The sequence below is a fragment of the Candidatus Accumulibacter phosphatis genome (genome assembly GCF_012939955.1).
GTDB classification, from domain to species: Bacteria; Pseudomonadota; Gammaproteobacteria; order Burkholderiales; family Rhodocyclaceae; genus Accumulibacter; species Accumulibacter delftensis.
The window spans coordinates 94,249-109,863 of sequence record NZ_SPMY01000037.1 but is presented as its reverse complement, the minus strand read 5'-3'; the positions used below and the strand labels follow the sequence as shown (position 1 = coordinate 109,863).

Sequence of the window (15,615 nt, the reverse complement as noted above, 5' to 3'; positions counted from 1 at the left end):
GCTGGCTCAGCTGGGCCAGCCGCTGCCGACTCGAACCATTCAAGCGCCTCGGCAGGACGATCAGCAAGCATCTTCCTGGCGTACTCAACGGTTTTAACGCCGGCAAACACAACGGCCGCGTCGAAGCGATGAATCGATCGCTCCAGGAGGCGCGCGCACGGGCGCGCGGCTATCGCCGCGTCGAAAACTTCATCGCCATGGCCTACCTTATCGCTGGGAAGCTCACTCATTTGCCCGCCTCGCCCTTCGCCCCGTTCTTGCCCGTTCCACAGGAAACGACCTAAACCCTCAATCTGGCGGGTGGGACGCACCATGCGCATGCCGCCCACGGCGAGGGTTTCTGCGTCTTCAACGACACCGCGGTGGCTGCTCGTGTGCTGCAGGCCGAGGGTCTGCTGCAGCGCGTCGCGGTGATCGACCTCGACGTCCATCAGGGTAACGGCACGGCGAGCATCTGCGCCGATGACGAGGCGATCTTCACTTTTTCGATGCACGGCGCGCGCAATTTTCCTGTCCGCAAAGCGAGCAGCGACCTGGACATCGAATTGCCCGACGCGAGCGGCGATGCGCCGTATCTGCAGCAACTGGCGGTGGCGCTCGAACGCGTCTTCACGCTGGCCCGGCCCGAACTGGTGATCTACCTGGCGGGCGCCGATCCTTACCACGACGATCGACTCGGGCGCCTGGCGCTGAGCTTCGCTGGCCTCGCGGCGCGCGACGAGATGGTGCTCGCTGCCTGCCGCCAGCGGGCCGTCCCGGTGGCCATCAGCATGGCCGGCGGCTACGCGCGCGACATCGACGACACGGTCAGCATCCACTGCCGAACGGTGCTCACGGCGCGGCAAATTTTCAATCCTCTTCTGGGCTAGTGTAGTGTTGCGTTCTTGATGAGACGTTCGGCAAGCATCTACCACCCTCTGTCATTGCGAGGAGGCGCAGCCGACGCGGCAGTCCAGAGGTTTGGCTTTTCGTGTGGTCACGATGTCAATGTGTCGATGCGGCGGGACATAGTGAGAGGATGGAACTGGATTGCCGCGTCGGCTGCGCCTCCTCGCAATGACGCGGGGGTTGGTGTGGTGCCGCGTTCACCATTCACCATCCACCATTCACCATTCCCGACGCGGCCTTCAGCAAGCATGACAGCGGCGCGAAACCCACAGGGTAGCGGGAATTTACAGGTTCCATACTGCGTGCAACACTACACTAGTATCCGGCAATGACCACTCCGATCCGATCCGAAGCGCTTTATCGCGCCGCCGACTTGCGGCGTATCGAGGCGGCGGCCGCCGCGCAACCACTGATGGAACGTGCCGGCGAGGCTGCCGCCGACCTGGCTATTTCGCTCTCGCGTCTCGAAGGTGGCGCGGTGCTGGTGCTCGCCGGACCCGGCAACAATGGCGGCGATGCTTTCGTCGCTGCTCGCCATCTGCGCCTGCGCGGCTTCGCGGTGAGCGTTGTTTTTGTCGGTGAGATCAGCCGTTTGCCGAAAGATGCCGCCGCCGCGTATCGGCATTTCGACGCCGATGGCGGCACGACGCTGCAGGCCATCCCCTCCGGCTCGCGCTGGTCGCTGATCATTGATGGCCTGTTCGGCATCGGCCTGCAGCGGGCGATCGCTGGTCGCTACGCCGAGCTGGTTCAGGCCGCCAATACCCTCGCGCTGCACCACCATTGTCCCTTGCTGGCGCTCGACTGTCCGAGCGGCCTCGATGCCGATACCGGCCAGCGCTGTGGCGAGACGATTCGCGCCAGCCACACCATCACCTTCATCGCCGGGAAACCGGGTCTGCTCACTGGTGACGGCCCGGAATACTGCGGCAGCATCACCCATGCCGCGCTCGACCTGCATGCCGAGCGCCTGGCGCCGCCCAGTGCGCGCACCATCGGCAGCGATCTGTTTGCCGCCTGGCTGCGCCCACGCGCCAAGAACACCCACAAGGGCAGCTTCGGCAGCGCTGGCGTGCTCGGCGGTGCGAGCAGCATGGTCGGGGCGGTTTTTCTCGCCGGACGCGCGGCGCTGAAGCTGGGCAGCGGTCGCGTTTATCTCGGCCTGCTCGATGCGCAGGCGCCGACCTTCGATCCGCTGCAGCCGGAGCTGATGTTGCGCCGCCCCGAGGCACTGCTGGGCACGGCGCTGAGCGCGCTCGCCTGCGGCCCGGGAATGGGTGGCAGCGAGGAAGCGCGCGCGCTGCTGCTGCGCGCCTGCGCCCTGGAGCTGCCGCTGCTGCTCGACGCCGACGCGCTGAACCTGTTGGCCAGCGACGAGCGCCTGCAGGAAGCGCTGAGCGAGCGGGCGCAGCGCGGCGTCGCGACGCTGCTCACGCCGCATCCGACCGAGGCCGCGCGCCTGCTCGCCCGCGACACGGCAGAGGTGCAGGCCGACCGTGCCGGCGCGGCGCTCGAACTCGCCAGCCGTTACCACGCCGTGCTGGTCTTGAAGGGCTGCGGGACGATTGTTGCCGCGCCTGACGGGCGCTGGTTCGTGAACACCACCGGCCACCCGGCGCTGGCCAGCGCGGGCACCGGTGACGTTCTCAGCGGCATGATCGTCGCGCTACTCGCGCAGGGCTGGCCGGCGCTGGAGGCCTCGCTGGCGGGCGTACACCTGCACGGCGCCGCCGCCGAGGAAAGGGTTGCCAGTGGCTGCGGGCCGGTTGGGCTGACCGCCAGCGAGATCATCACTAGCGCCCGCCTGTGTCTCAACCACTGGATCGCGCATGGCCGTTAATGTGAAAGTCGCGCCAGCGACTCACGAAACTCCCTTCTCCCTTGCGGGAGAAGGGGCAGGGGAAGAGGGAAACGGTCATGACTTTCATGATTTGGGGTGTCTCCACGTGTCATGACCGTTAATGTGAAAGTCGCGCCAGCGACTCACGAAACTCCCTTCTCCGCTTGCGGGAGAAGGGTCAGGGTTAGGCGGGGAATTCAGGGAGCTTGCTCCCTGCCCGGCGAACGATTCCGGCGTGCAAGCCGGAATGCGCACGGCAAGTGAGAGGGGGGCGGTCATGACCTTCATGATCCGGGGCGGCCGCAACTGCAATGGCCGTTAGCCAGGATGTTCAGCTTGACCAGGCGAGCCTGGCCAACTCGGACGGCGCGCCGCTGCGCCTGCACGCGGCCCTGCTGTTCCTGACCGCATTACTCCTTTTTGCCGCGCTCGACGCGACCGCCAAACATCTCAGTGCCCTTTTCGCCGTGCCCCTGCTGGTCTGGGCGCGCTACCTGGTGCACCTGGTGATCATGCTGTTCGCTGTCGCGCCAAGCATGGGGCGCCGCCTGATCGTCACCGAGCGGCCGTGGCTGATGAGCCTGCGTGGCCTGACGCTGGTTGCCGTCACTCTGCTCGGTCAACTGGCGCTGAAGACACTGCCTCTGGCCGAAACGACGGCCCTGGTCTTCGTCGCACCGCTGCTGGTGGCCCTGCTCGCGGCGCCGCTGCTTGGCGAGACGGTGCGCTTGCGGACCTGGCTGGCGACCATCGCCGGCTTCGTTGGCGTGCTGCTCATCGCCCGGCCCGGCGGCAGCCTGTTCGGCCCGGGCGTCGCTTACGCGCTGGGTGCGGCGCTGAGCTATGCCGCCTACCAGATCCTGACCCGCAAGCTCGCCGCCACCGAGCATCCGATGCGCCTGCTGTTCTACACTGCGCTGCTCGGCACGTTGGCCATGCTGCCCGTGCTGCCGGTCTATTGGGATGGAAGCTGGCCGACGCCGCTGCAGAGCCTGCTGATCATCTCGCTCGGCCTCTATGGCGGCATCGGCCACTTCCTGCTGATCCGCGCTTTCCACGCGACTTCGGCCTCGCTGCTCGCGCCGTTGATCTATACCCAGCTGGTCTGGGCGACTCTGCTCGGCTGGCTGGTCTTCGACCACTTTCCGGACCTGTTGACCGTCGTCGGCATGCTGATAATCGGCGCCTCGGGACTCAGCCTGGCGATTCGCTGGCGGCGCTGAGTAGTTCTCAGCCGCTTATCCCGTCAGCCCGAAAACAGCGTCGCCGCTTCCTCCTGGCCGAGCTCGAAGTAGCGCTTCTGGGCGCTGCTGTCCTGCAGGGAAATGGTCATGCTTTCGAGGTCTTTCGGGCGCAGCACATGGATGGGTTTGGCGTAGTAGCGCTTGCCGTCGATGTCGACGCTCTTCTTGCCCATCGCCTTGAGCATGTCATTGACCAGCCTGGCCTGCGTGAATACCCGGGCGTTGGGCAAGGAGAGCTGCATGTCGCTGACCAGCAGATGGGTATCGATGCTGGTGAATGGCAGGCTGAAAGTGCTCGCGTTGTAGAGTTTGTCGAGTTCGCGGTGATAGTCGTAGTCGGTGAAGTCGACGGCGATGATTTCGTCGACCTGGTCGTCTTCGAACAGCGTGCGCAGCGGCGTGTTGTCCAGGTAACCGCCTTCAATGAAGTAGTCGCCGTCGATGGTGATCGCCTTGAAGTAGGGGATGGTGGTGATGCCGGCGAGGAAGGCGTCCATGAAGACATCCAGACTGGCGTCGTCGACAGTTTTCAGGATCTCGTTGACCTTGAAGAAGTGCCCCTGCCGCTTGCTGAGGTTGGTCGCGCGGATGTCCCAGCGCACGCTTCCGAGATGTTCGGCGAGCAGGGCTCGTCGTTCGGGCTCGTCGAGGAGCAGCGATTTACGGCACTTGTCCTTGTTGACCGTGAACAGGTGCGTGCCGGTGGGCAGCAACTGCGGACGCAGTCCGAGGAAGTTGGAAAAGATATGGAAAACGTCGCTCGCGCTCATTCGCGTCGTGCGCGTCAGCACCGGCGGCAGTTCCTCGCTTTGCACGTTCCAGAGCAGGTAGTCGACGACGATGTTGTTGCCCGAGCTGGTCGACGTGATGTGCACCACCGGCACCTCGTTTCTCTTCAGCCACACCAGCACGCCTTCGGTGTAGAAGCTCCGATAACCGCCGCCCGAGGCGACGAAACCGTATCTGGTCATCTTTTTATCCCCCTCTATTTGTGGCGTGCCAGCGAGTGCCAGCCGCGTGGTCGACTGTGCCACAGTTGCGCGGACGGGAGTGATGGGAGTGGCGCGAGTGGCGCGAGTGGGGGCAAGGGCCGGCGAGGGGGCAGTCCACACGCGGCCTGAGCCCGCGGCCTGAGCCCGCTGCTGCGAAGTCAGGGACGGTCGTCGGAAAGGTTCTTTTTGTGCTACCGTCCGAAAAATACGGCGCTGGTCGGGGTGACGGCGGGACGAGCGAAGTCAGACCTTGTTGAACTTGCACACGGGCGCCTTTTCTTTCGACTCGGTTGGAGAACAGACATGGACCTGGATGAAGCGCAGCTGCTGGCCGATTTTCGCGCCAAGTTTCGCGTTGAGGAACTGCTCATCGCGAGCACGCCGGCCTGGTCGTGGTCGCTCAGGCCGGCGCAGGCGACAGTGGGCGCCGGGATCTTGTCCCTGAATCGCTACGCGGCCAGTTTCTCGGACGTCAGCGGCGCGGAAATGGCCGAGTTGGCGGTGCTCGTCGCGCAGCTGGAAAGGGCGCTCAAATGTGTCTTCGACTACGACGTCATCAATTACCTGATGCTGATGATGGTCGACAAGCAGGTGCACTTCCACGTCATCCCTCGATACCAGGGCGTACGCCAGTTTGCCGGGCTGGAATGGGTTGACAGCGGCTGGCCGGCGGTGCCGGCCTTGTCGGTCAGCCAGCACTCCGGGGAGGAGGGCGTCCTGTCGGCGATCCGGGAAGCGGTCGGCCTGGCATGCGCCAGCTAGCCGGTCGGCGGACCGCTCCGCTGCGGAGAGCCGGGAGCGATCAACGCTGGCTGTGCTTGTGCGACGGCCGTGTTGGGCGGCCTGCCGCGCCGCGGGCCTTGCGGCCAGGGAGTCGCTGATGCGAGCGCTCGACCTCCTGAAGCTGCCGCTGCACGCGCTGGCCCTGGCGGGCAAGACCAAGTCCTTCGTTGCCAATCCGCTGATCGGCTCGCACTGGCTCAACGAACGGGGGCTGCACCGGCAGCGTGTGGACTTGGCCGACCGTAGCGCCTGGGCGCGGCGCCGACAGCTGGGAAAAGTGCTGGCCGCCGAGGAGCGCGATGCCTACGCGCGTGACGGCTTCGTGGTCAAGCGCGACTTCCTGCCGGCCGAGCTGTTTGCGCGGCTACAGGCCGAGGCGCCGGCGCATGTCGCCGCGGCACGCGAGATGCGGCAGGGGCCTGCGGTCACCCGCCGGGTCGCACTCGATAGCGTCGATGCGGCAAATTTGCCCGCTTGTGTGGCGGCGGCCAACGATCCGCGCATCGATCAACTGATGCGTTATGTCGGCGCCCACGACGCGGTCCCGCTGCTGTATCTGCAGACGATCATCGTCGATCCCGCCCGCGGCAACCAGGATCCGCAGACCGTGCTGCACCGCGATACCTTCCATGCCATCGCCAAGGCCTGGCTCTTCCTGCAGGATGTCGGCGAGGATGACGGCCCTTTTTCCTACGTGCCCGGATCGCATCGCCTGACCGATGCCATGCGCGCCTGGGAGTACGAGGAGTCGCTAAAAGCGGCGCATTCGGAGAACGTATATCACGCGCGCGGCTCGTTTCGCATGCCGCCTGAGGACCTCGGACGGCTTGGCCTCGGGCCGGCGCTGAAGGTCGTTGTACCCGCCAATACGCTGGTCGTTGCCGATACCCATGGTTTTCATGCGCGCACGCCGTCGCTGCGCCCGACGCTGCGCATGGAAATCTATGGGACCTTGCGCGGCAATCCCTATGGCCTCGGTTTTGGGCTTGACCCCCTGGCCTGGCCGGGAATCCGTTCGCGGCGGACGAACCTGGTCGATCAGGCGGAGGAGCTCGCGGGGCGCCTCAAGCTGGGCGGCAAGGGTTGGCCGGTGGTCTCGGCGCGGCGGATGGACAGTGCCAGCGTGGGCTGAGTTTTTCACGTCGGGCTGAGCGGCGCCTGCTGTTCAGTTGCCGGCGCTTTTCCCCTCCTGACGCTGACTCGCGCATGCCATCTCTGGGAACCGGGAGGGGACGGCGGCCTCCTGTTCTCCATTTCGCAAGTCGTCTCGTTGAGCGGCATCAAACGGCGTACGTCGCGCCATACGATCAATTGGGGCACCGACCGAGCGGTCAAGCCCCGTCACGCGCGAGTGCTGCCGCTGGCACGGATCAATGCCGCGATTGCGCCTCGCCGTGCTGCCGTAACGACAGGCCTGTCGTCATCGTCGTGATCTTTCTTTCGACCATCGGTGCCGTGTCCTGACCCCTGCACGGACGTGGTGTCTCGCGCGTTGACGCCAAGGCGGTGTCGAATTTCTTTACAGTCCCATGGAAAAAAAGATGAGCAAAATTCATATGTGGCTGTTAAGTAAAACAAATAAACTGTGGCGCGGATATTGCTTAACCATGTTTAGAGAAAGGTGATCTGCCGGGCAGCTCATCTTTCTCTGCTAAAGCGCCAGCGCCTTCCCGAATTTTGCCGTGAGCGCGGCGGATCTCAATCATGTGGAACAAAAGTTCTTATGGGGAGTAAGCATCAGTGAAAAAAGAAACGAGGTAGCACAGGATTTTCCATGTGTGCCATGGCTTCCGCGCTAATCGCAGGGGGGGCTTGTTTCCGCACCAACCGCGATCGCTGGTCCGATCAGCTGGCAGACGGTGGTCAACAACACGGTCACCTTTCCAGATGATACGCGAACCTTTAACAGTTATAACCAGCCTTCGGTCAACGACGCCGGCCTGGTTGTGTTTCGCGGCCGCACGCAAGGCGGACAACCAGGGGGAGAGCCGTCAACCGGAGTGCTGACCCGTGATATGTCGGGTCCTGGCAACCCGCTCAATGTTATTGCCACGCGTACTACCGTTGCGCCCTTGCCGGCGTACGTGCCACAAGCCGGCTACACTTACGCTCCAACCGGCGCGACCTTCAACGAATTCCCGGCCATCCCCAGAATCGATCAAGGATCGAACACCGTCGCGACGCGCGGCCAGACGCCACCGGTTATGGAAATCACGACCGACAGCAGCGGCGACAAGACCAGCGTCGGTACGGCCGCGATCTACACCAATCCCGGTGGCACGCTGCTCTCGGGGGTCAGCAACTTCGGCAATCAGCCGGGCTTCGAGCGCTATCTCGTCCCCGGACAGCCAGCGGGTACCAAGTTTGACCAGTTTCCAGGCTCGCCAACGGTCGCCGACGGTAGCAAAATCGCCTTCAAAGGCAATTTCACCGGAGGTACCGGCGTCTATTGGACAGATGCCGCAGACGCCAACAGTGCAATGTATCGTATCGCCGACAACACGACGGCAGGGACCGATTTCACTGGCGGATCTACCGCACCACCAACCGCGGCAAATGGCCAGGTCGTTTTTCTCGCCGTGGACAACGAGGACAATCCGAGCAAGGGTGGCATCTACAAGGCACCGCTGCTGACCAACAACAACCCTGCACTTACGAAGATTATCGGCATCGGTGCTGTGGCACCAGGCTTCACTGTCAATACAGATAACCGCTTCACGCGTCTTGGCGAAGCCTTGTCGTTCGACGGGCGCTTCACCGCATTCTGGGGGGGGCGTAGGCAGCGCGCTCACTGACTTGACTCTGACCTGTCCGGTCGATGGCAACCAGAGTGTCATTGACTATTGCAACCAACAGCACCCGAGTGGCTTCATGACGAACGTGCCCACCTATCAAGGGATCTATTTGGCCGATGCGCTGGACGGATCTCTTGACCTTGTCGCCAGCACCTGGGGTAGCGACGGGTTCACCGATTTTGTCTACTGGGGCTTTACCGGTCGCCCACCCGGCACTGGCGGCGGCGATGAAGATGCGGAGGAGCTGGCACGCTGGCGGTCCACCTCGTTTGTCGCAGGCGACGACGGCATGGTAGCATTCAAAGGCAGCAAGGGAGACAGTTTTGGCCTGTATTTGGCGAAGGCCCTTTCCGAGCCGCTGCTGACCCTTGCCGAAAAAGGTGAAGACGGAAGCTTGATCGACGCGGACGCGGCGGGTATGCCGATCACCGCGCTTGGAATCGAACGCGATGGCTTCCGCAATGGCTGGCTGGGGATCTCGGCGAGCATGGCCAACGAAGACGCGAGCATGGCCGGTGTATATGTTACCCGGATTCCCCAACCCGGAACGCTGGCGCTGCTGGGAATCGCTGCCGCCGGGCTGGTCTGGCGCCGGCGCAAGCAATAGCAGTTTTCAAGCCAACCGCGACCCCGCTTCGGCGGGGTTCTCCGTTTTCCGTCGGCGGGTGAGAAGCTTGTCGCGGCCGGCAGCCCGCAAAGCGATTTCTGGCGGCTCGTCTGGCGAGCGAATGCCTGTTCCGCTGCTTCACCCTGCCTTTGCGCCTATGTTCGCCAGGTTCCCCGTCTCTTTCCCGGAACTCGCATAGCCAAAAGGGGGAATGCTCAGGCGCGGATGCGACTTTCCCCCAAAGAAAGACGCGCGAGCTCTACGCTACTTTTCGTTGCGCCAGTCGCGCAGCGTCTCCTTGCGCGGCAAGGGCGGCGTGTTGGCGCCACGTTTGCTGATCAGCGGCAGCGCGCCGCCGATAACGAATACCACACAGATTCCAAAAACGATCCAGCCTGCGCTCATGACATCACTCCTTGGGGAACAAATCAGGCTTGTCCGGTCTTGTTGACGCGCTGGAAGAGGCCGCGCAGCGTACTTTGCAGATCGGCGGGCAGGAGCACGACTTTGGCGTTCTCGGATTCGGCGAGCTTGGTGATGCTGGTGATGTACTTCTCGCCGAGCAGGTAGAGCATCGGCAGTTCGTTGTCGCCAAAGGCGGCGTTGACTTTCTTGATCGCCTGCGCCGACGCTTCGGCAAGGGTGATCTGTGCCACGGCGTCACGCTTGGCCGATTCCAGGCGCGCTTCGGCGCTGAGGATCATCGACTGCTTTTCGCCTTCGGCACGGGTGACCATCGCCTTGCGCTCGCGTTCGGCCGACGCCTGCAGTTCCATCGCCCGCTGCATCGATTGCGAGGGCTTGATGTCCTGGATCTCGACCGACTTGACGGTCAGTCCCCAGTCCAGCGCCTCGTCGGCGACGCCGGCCTTCAGGCGTGCCTTGATCATGTCGCGTGAGGACAGCGCTTCGTCGAGTTCCATGTCGCCGACGATCGAACGCAGCGTGGTCATGATCATGTTGCGAATCGCTTCGGAATAATCCTCGACACCGTAAACCGCTTTCACCGGGTCGGTGACCTTGATGAAGGAGATCGCATTGACCACGATCACCGCGTTGTCGCGGGTAATCACCTCCTGCTCCTGGACATCGAGAATGATGTCCTTGGTGGTCACCTTGTAAGAGATGTTGTCAACGTAGGGAATGATGAAGCGCAGCCCGGGGAGCAGCGTCGTGCGGTATTTGCCGAGGCGCTGCACGATCCACTCTTCGCCCTGGGGAATGATGCGTACGCCGTTGGCGACGGTCACCACGACGAACAGGAGGATGACCAGGGATACGATGGTCATGCCGTTCATCAGATTGCTCATCTTGCTTTCTCCACTTTGATATAGCTGCCGTTGACGGCGACGACGCGAACTCTTTCGCCAGCGGCGATTGCCGTGTCGGAATACGCCTCCCAGACATCGGCGCCGAGGATCGGCTTCTGGAAACGCACCTGGCCGCGGCTATCGGGGGTCAGGGCGGCGACCAGGATGCCGACTTCGCCGGCCACCGTTGCCGCCGAAGTGCCGACCGTGGTCATCGTTCGTGGCCGCAGGTAGCGAAACCAGATTCCCACGAGCATGGCCGAGAGGCCCGCCCAGAGGAGGAGCTGGGTCGGCAGCGCGGGGGGCGGTAGCGCCAGGGCTGGCGCGGCCAGCAGGATCAAGCCGACCAGGGCCGCTGCGATCCCGAACCAGACCACGAAAAACGAGACAATGGCGAGTTCGGCCATCGTCAGGAGCAGTCCGAGTACCAGCCAGTGCCACCATTCCGGCGCAAACATGTCGTGTTCCTCTGTCAATTCGCCCGCGTACACCGCCACGATTGAGCCCGGCAGCGCGCGCGCGCGGCGTTGGCAAGCGTCGATCGCGCGCGCGGCGAAGCCTGTGGATTAGACGCCAGAACGGGATGGCTGGCAAGTCGGGCACCGTGTGCGGATGTCCGTCCGGCGGGTTCAAGGGGATTGCACGGGTCCGAACTACGCACTGCGGTCGTTTGACGTCGCGGAACGAGGTGCGCTTTCTCCGGACAGTGATCGCAGTTTACGGCGCTGGCAGCTTAGTTGCCTGCCGTGGGAAAACCCTGGTTGGTGTCTGCAAAAGGCAGTACATTGGCAGCACATCCTCAGATGGGACGCCAAGATGTCACGCTTGAAAGACGAAACCCTCTCAATTCGGACCTCTGCCGAGGTCAAGCAACTGCTTCGCGTCGCTGCTGAGCGGGAACGACGCTCCATCGCCTCGATGGTCGAGGTGCTGATTCTTGATTATGCTGACCGGCATGGCCTGCGGGCAGAGCTGCGCGCGCGCGCGCCTTCGAACGGAGAAGCCTGACATGTCGGAAAAAAAAAGAAGCCAGTTGGAACTATCCTGGCGCGCGTTGGTGGAAGTTCGACTTCCATACCCACACGCCGGCCTCCAAAGACACAGCGGCTTGGCAGCAAGCCATCGGTACCTCCGATGAGCTCATGCCGGAGCAATGGCTGCTCGAGTACATGGCCGCCGAAATTGATTGCGTTGCGATTACGGACCACAACAGTGGCGCATGGATCGACAAGTTGAAGGCTGCCTATGGCGCTATGCAGGACCGTCCACCTCCGGGCTTTCGTGAACTGTATTTGTTTCCAGGCGTGGAGATTTCCGTCAATGGTGGCTTTCATTTGCTGGCAATATTCGAAACCAATGCCACGACCAGCGAAATTGACTCTCTGTTGGGGCGGGTCGACTACAGCGGCACCAAGGGTGCTAGCGATGGTGTAACGCGCCGGAGCGCGACGGACGTCGTGCACGCAGTGCTGGAAGCGGGTGCCCTTCCGATCCCGGCTCATGCAGATGGAAGCAAGGGGCTGCTGCAACTCCAGGCAACAGACTCGCTTAAGTCGGTCATTGACCACCCCACTCTGCAGCAGGTGCTCGGTAACGCCCGCGTGCTGTGCATGGAGGTAGTCAACCCGGCGGCCTCAAAGCCGTCGTCGTATAGTCAAGCGAAGTTGAAGTGGGCTGAAGTCGTCGGTTCGGACTGCCATACCTTCCAGGGTACGGCGGTTCCTGGCTCGCGCTATACCTGGATCAAAATGGCTCGTCCCTCGCTGGAGGGGCTGCGACTCGCCTTGCTTGATGGGCAAGACGTTTCAATACGGCGTAGCGACGATGCTGAGCCTTTTTCTGCGTTCGAGAGGCCCGAGCACTTCATCGAGTCTATTCGAATTGCTGACGCTCGCTGGATGGGGCGCCAGAATGGCGGCGAGCAACTCAAATTCAATCCTTGCTTTAATGCCTTGGTTGGTGGGCGTGGTACGGGAAAATCCACCGTTATCCATGCTTTGCGGCTGGCGTATCGACGTGAACATGAGCCGGCGCAAGGTAGTGAAGCGAGAGAAACCTTTGCACGTTTCAACAAAGTCGCCAAGAATCCGAGCGAGCAGGGGGGATTGCGCACTGATACGCGGATTGAACTGATCGTGAGCCGGGACGGTATTCGTCATCGCTTGCTGTGGTCACAGGATGAGCAAGCTTCTGTTGTTGAAGAATGGGACGATGGCACGAGTCAGTGGAAGACGGCCAGCAGCCAAGTCATTACGGCGCAGCGCTTCCGGTTGCGACTGTTCAGTCAGGGACAGATTGCCGCATTGGCGGAAAATCAGGAAGCTCTGCTGAAAGTAATTGACGAGGCCGCGGGGATGACTACCGAGCAAGCCGCCTTCGCGGAAGCCAAACGAAGCTTTCTTGCCACGCGCGCTCGACAGCGTGAGCTGGACGGCAAGTTGAAGGGGCGCGAAGCGCTCAATCTCAGCCTGCAGGACGTACAGCGGAAGCTGGCGCGCTTCGAAGCTGCCCACCATGCCCAGGTTCTCAGAGCATACCAGCGCAGCAGCCGCCAGACGAGAGAGTTGGACAGACAGTTCGCTGGCGCCGCAGAGCTTGCTGCCCGCTTGCGTGCCTTGGCCGACGACCTACTCGCAGAAGATCTGCCTGACGGCCTGTTCGACCCGGATGAAGACGGCGACGCTTTGCTGACGGTGCAGAGTGTTGCACGGGCGATCGCACAAGCGCGTGCTCAGGTGGTGGAGATTGCCGCGCTTCTTGCCCAACGAAGCTCGACCCTGCGCGCACAGTTTGCAGACAGTGTTTGGCAGAGCAAGGTGGACGCTGCAGGAGTTGCCTATCAAGTGCTGAAAACCGGCCTGCAGGCACAGGGGGTGAACGACCCAAGCGAGTACGGGCGCCTTGTCCAGGAAAAGCAAAGCGTTGAGCTTGAAGGCAAGCGCCTCGATGCCTTACAGAAGCAGTTCGATCAGCAGAGGCTGCGAGCCACGGCCGAGCTCGAAAATGTCCAGCAAGCCCGGCGCGCGATGAGCAACAAGAGAGCTGAGTTCTTGCGGCAAACATTGGCGAGCAATCATTTCGTGCGGATGGACTTGGTCCCCTATGGTCGTGACGCCCAGACGATAGAGCGCTCGCTGCGTGAACTGTTGGGTACTCCGGACAACAGGTTCAAGGAGGATGTCTACGTTGAAGCTCCGGGCGATGGACAAGCCCAAGGCCTGGTTGCCGATTTATTGCGTAGCGTGGTTCTGGTTGAAGAAGCAAGTGGCCCTGACAGGCCTCAATTCGAAGCAAGCATCCGGCGGCTTCAGGAACGTCTGGAAAGAGCGTGCGATGGCTCAAACGAGTTTGGAGCCCGGTTCAACAAATACCTCGCGGGTGAGGCCGGGAAGCGCCCCGAGTTTGTTGATCACATCGCGTGCTGGTTCCCCGAGGACGGCTTACAGGTGGACTACAGTCGCAAGGGGGATGGTCGGGACTTCCAGTCCATCGGCCAGGCATCGGCGGGACAACGAGCTGCTGCCATGCTGGCGTTCCTGCTCGCCCACGGCGATGAGCCGCTGGTTCTCGATCAACCCGAAGACGATCTGGACAATCACCTCATTTACGACCTGGTCGTCCAGCAGATTCGTGCCAACAAGCAACGTCGGCAACTGATCATCGTCACCCACAACCCGAATATCGTGGTCAATGGCGATGCGGAGATGATCTACGTTCTTGATTTCAACAAGCAGTGCCACGTCAAGAGGATGCAAAGCGGTTCATTGCAGGATCGGGCCGTACGTGATGAGGTCTGCAAGGTAATGGAAGGAGGCAAAGATGCGTTCGAACGTCGCTACCAACGCCTGGGAAGAGAGATCTAGCCGTGTTTGATAACCCCGCCGATTTGATCGAGAAGATTCGCCTCGGCGAAGACTCCTATCTGGAGCTTAAAGAGGTCCGCTTCGCCGGCAACAGGGTGACAGCTCCGCACCGGCATTCCCTGGCCGATGAGCTGGCAGCCTTTGCCAACAGCCGTGGTGGCGTGTGCGTGCTGGGGGTGGACGACAGTCGGGAAGTCCTTGGTATTGCACTCGACCGACTGAATGCCGTCGAAGATCTTGTCCGCGAGGTTTGCCTTTCGGTTATAACGCCGCCTCTGGCGCCGGTTATCGAACGTCAGCGCCTCCCGAGCAGTACGGGTGAGATGGTAGCGATTCTCAAGGTCGACGTGCCACGCAGCTTGTTCGTCCACAAGAGCCCTGGCGGATACTTGCACCGTGTGGGAAGTGCCAAGCGCGAGATGACGCCCGACTACCTGGCACGACTGTTCCAGCAACGCAGTCAGGTACGCATCATCCGCTTCGACGAGCAGCCCATACCCGGTGCTGTACTTGATGATTTGTCGCTGGAACTCTGGCAGCGCTTCGCTAGCCCGAGGGGGAAGGACCGCCGCGAAGTTCTGTTGGAGAAGCTCGCGATGGCCCGGCCGGACACCGACGGCGCAGTGCGCCCGACGATAGCCGGGGTGCTAATGGCTAGCCCGAATCCGCGTCGTTGGCTGCCCAATGCGTTCATCCAGGCGGTTTCCTATCGTGGGACTGAGGTGCGGCCGTGGGGTGACCGCGTCTATCAGCTTGACGCACAAGATATCACCGGGCCCCTGGATCAGCAGGTGTTGGCCGCCTGTCGGTTTGTGAACAAGAACATGCGAGTGGAAGCCAGCAAGAAAGAGGGTCGGCATGACAGTCCCCAGTTCGATCTGACGGCTGTCTTTGAGGCCTTGGTGAATGCCGTGGCCCATCGTGATTACTCCATCCACGGCGCCAAGATTCGCTTACGGCTGTTTGCCGACCGCCTGGAGCTCTACTCGCCGGGTGCCATTCCGAACACGATGACCGTGGACAGTCTGCCCTACCGACAGGCTGCCCGGAATGAAGCCATTACGAGCCTGTTAGCAAAATGCACGGTTCCCGAAGGAGATCGCCCTTTCAGTGATCGCAGCGCAATGATGGACAAACGCGGTGAAGGGGTACAGATTATCCTGGATAACAGTGAACGCCTATCCGGTCAGCGTCCGTTCTATCAATTGGTTGATGAGTCGGAATTGCTGCTGGTGATCCCGGCTGCCTCGCTACTTGGCGAGGAAGCATGAAGTAATGGCTGACGGTCAGGTC

Annotated in this window: 14 protein-coding genes and 1 pseudogene; 11 read left to right on the top strand and 4 right to left on the bottom strand. The window is 62.2% G+C overall.

Going from position 1 to position 15,615, the window contains the following annotated elements; all coding sequences use genetic code 11:
• From E4Q23_RS13645 to E4Q23_RS13630, 4 genes and pseudogenes are all read left to right on the top strand, one after another.
• Positions 1 to 284, top strand: a 284-nt coding sequence (locus tag E4Q23_RS13645) for a transposase (RefSeq protein WP_211203757.1), incomplete at its 5' end; no start/stop codon positions are given.
• Between the two features lie 3 nt (positions 285 to 287).
• Positions 288 to 869 (top strand): annotated as a pseudogene (locus E4Q23_RS13640) (histone deacetylase family protein); the annotation flags it as partial.
• A 347-nt stretch (positions 870 to 1,216) separates the two neighbouring features.
• On the top strand, positions 1,217 to 2,728 hold the full coding sequence (locus E4Q23_RS13635) for an NAD(P)H-hydrate dehydratase (RefSeq protein WP_169067133.1): 1,512 nt from the start codon (positions 1,217 to 1,219) through the stop codon (positions 2,726 to 2,728).
• Positions 2,729 to 3,039: 311 nt separating this feature from the next.
• Positions 3,040 to 3,951, top strand: a complete 912-nt coding sequence (locus E4Q23_RS13630; RefSeq protein WP_169067132.1) for a DMT family transporter — start codon at positions 3,040 to 3,042, stop codon at positions 3,949 to 3,951.
• Between the two features lie 23 nt (positions 3,952 to 3,974).
• Here the strand turns inward: E4Q23_RS13630 and E4Q23_RS13625 are convergent, their stop codons facing one another.
• A complete protein-coding gene (locus tag E4Q23_RS13625) occupies positions 3,975 to 4,943 on the bottom strand; it encodes a patatin-like phospholipase family protein (RefSeq protein ID WP_169067131.1) in 969 nt (322 codons plus the stop codon).
• 324 nt (positions 4,944 to 5,267) lie between these two features.
• Between E4Q23_RS13625 and E4Q23_RS13620 the strand changes: the two genes are divergently transcribed.
• The 4 genes from E4Q23_RS13620 (at position 5,268) to E4Q23_RS13605 (ending at position 9,149) form a co-directional block, all read left to right on the top strand.
• The gene (locus E4Q23_RS13620) at positions 5,268 to 5,726 is read left to right on the top strand and encodes an HIT family protein (RefSeq protein WP_169067130.1); all 459 of its coding nucleotides are present in this window, start codon (positions 5,268 to 5,270) and stop codon (positions 5,724 to 5,726) included.
• A 118-nt stretch (positions 5,727 to 5,844) separates the two neighbouring features.
• On the top strand, positions 5,845 to 6,879 hold the full coding sequence (locus E4Q23_RS13615) for a phytanoyl-CoA dioxygenase family protein (RefSeq protein WP_169067129.1): 1,035 nt from the start codon (positions 5,845 to 5,847) through the stop codon (positions 6,877 to 6,879).
• Positions 6,880 to 7,747: 868 nt separating this feature from the next.
• Positions 7,748 to 8,542: a hypothetical protein gene (locus tag E4Q23_RS13610; RefSeq protein WP_169067128.1), complete on the top strand. Its 795-nt coding sequence runs from the start codon at positions 7,748 to 7,750 to the stop codon at positions 8,540 to 8,542.
• A 76-nt stretch (positions 8,543 to 8,618) separates the two neighbouring features.
• Positions 8,619 to 9,149 (top strand): PEP-CTERM sorting domain-containing protein, encoded by a 531-nt coding sequence (locus E4Q23_RS13605; RefSeq protein WP_169067127.1) that lies wholly within the window; start codon positions 8,619 to 8,621, stop codon positions 9,147 to 9,149.
• Between the two features lie 264 nt (positions 9,150 to 9,413).
• Here the strand turns inward: E4Q23_RS13605 and E4Q23_RS13600 are convergent, their stop codons facing one another.
• From E4Q23_RS13600 to E4Q23_RS13590, 3 genes are read right to left on the bottom strand one after another with little or no spacing between them, the layout of a single operon-like run.
• Positions 9,414 to 9,554: a hypothetical protein gene (locus E4Q23_RS13600; protein WP_169067126.1), complete on the bottom strand. Its 141-nt coding sequence runs from the start codon at positions 9,552 to 9,554 to the stop codon at positions 9,414 to 9,416.
• A 23-nt stretch (positions 9,555 to 9,577) separates the two neighbouring features.
• Positions 9,578 to 10,447, bottom strand: coding sequence for an SPFH domain-containing protein (locus E4Q23_RS13595; protein WP_169067143.1), 870 nt, complete (start codon positions 10,445 to 10,447; stop codon positions 9,578 to 9,580).
• Positions 10,448 to 10,455: 8 nt separating this feature from the next.
• The gene (locus tag E4Q23_RS13590; RefSeq protein WP_169067125.1) at positions 10,456 to 10,917 is read right to left on the bottom strand and encodes an NfeD family protein; all 462 of its coding nucleotides are present in this window, start codon (positions 10,915 to 10,917) and stop codon (positions 10,456 to 10,458) included.
• 358 nt (positions 10,918 to 11,275) lie between these two features.
• Between E4Q23_RS13590 and E4Q23_RS13585 the strand changes: the two genes are divergently transcribed.
• The 3 genes from E4Q23_RS13585 to E4Q23_RS13575 are packed head-to-tail and all read left to right on the top strand — an operon-like array spanning position 11,276 to position 15,593.
• Positions 11,276 to 11,467 (top strand): hypothetical protein, encoded by a 192-nt coding sequence (locus tag E4Q23_RS13585; protein ID WP_169067124.1) that lies wholly within the window; start codon positions 11,276 to 11,278, stop codon positions 11,465 to 11,467.
• Entirely contained in the window at positions 11,464 to 14,322 is a 2,859-nt protein-coding gene (locus tag E4Q23_RS13580; RefSeq protein WP_169067142.1) for a TrlF family AAA-like ATPase, read from the top strand. The genes E4Q23_RS13585 and E4Q23_RS13580 overlap by 4 nt, the downstream gene beginning before the upstream one ends.
• Before the next feature lie 2 nt (positions 14,323 to 14,324).
• Entirely contained in the window at positions 14,325 to 15,593 is a 1,269-nt protein-coding gene (locus tag E4Q23_RS13575) for an ATP-binding protein (protein ID WP_169067123.1), read from the top strand.
• The last annotated feature ends 22 nt before the right edge of the window (positions 15,594 to 15,615 follow it).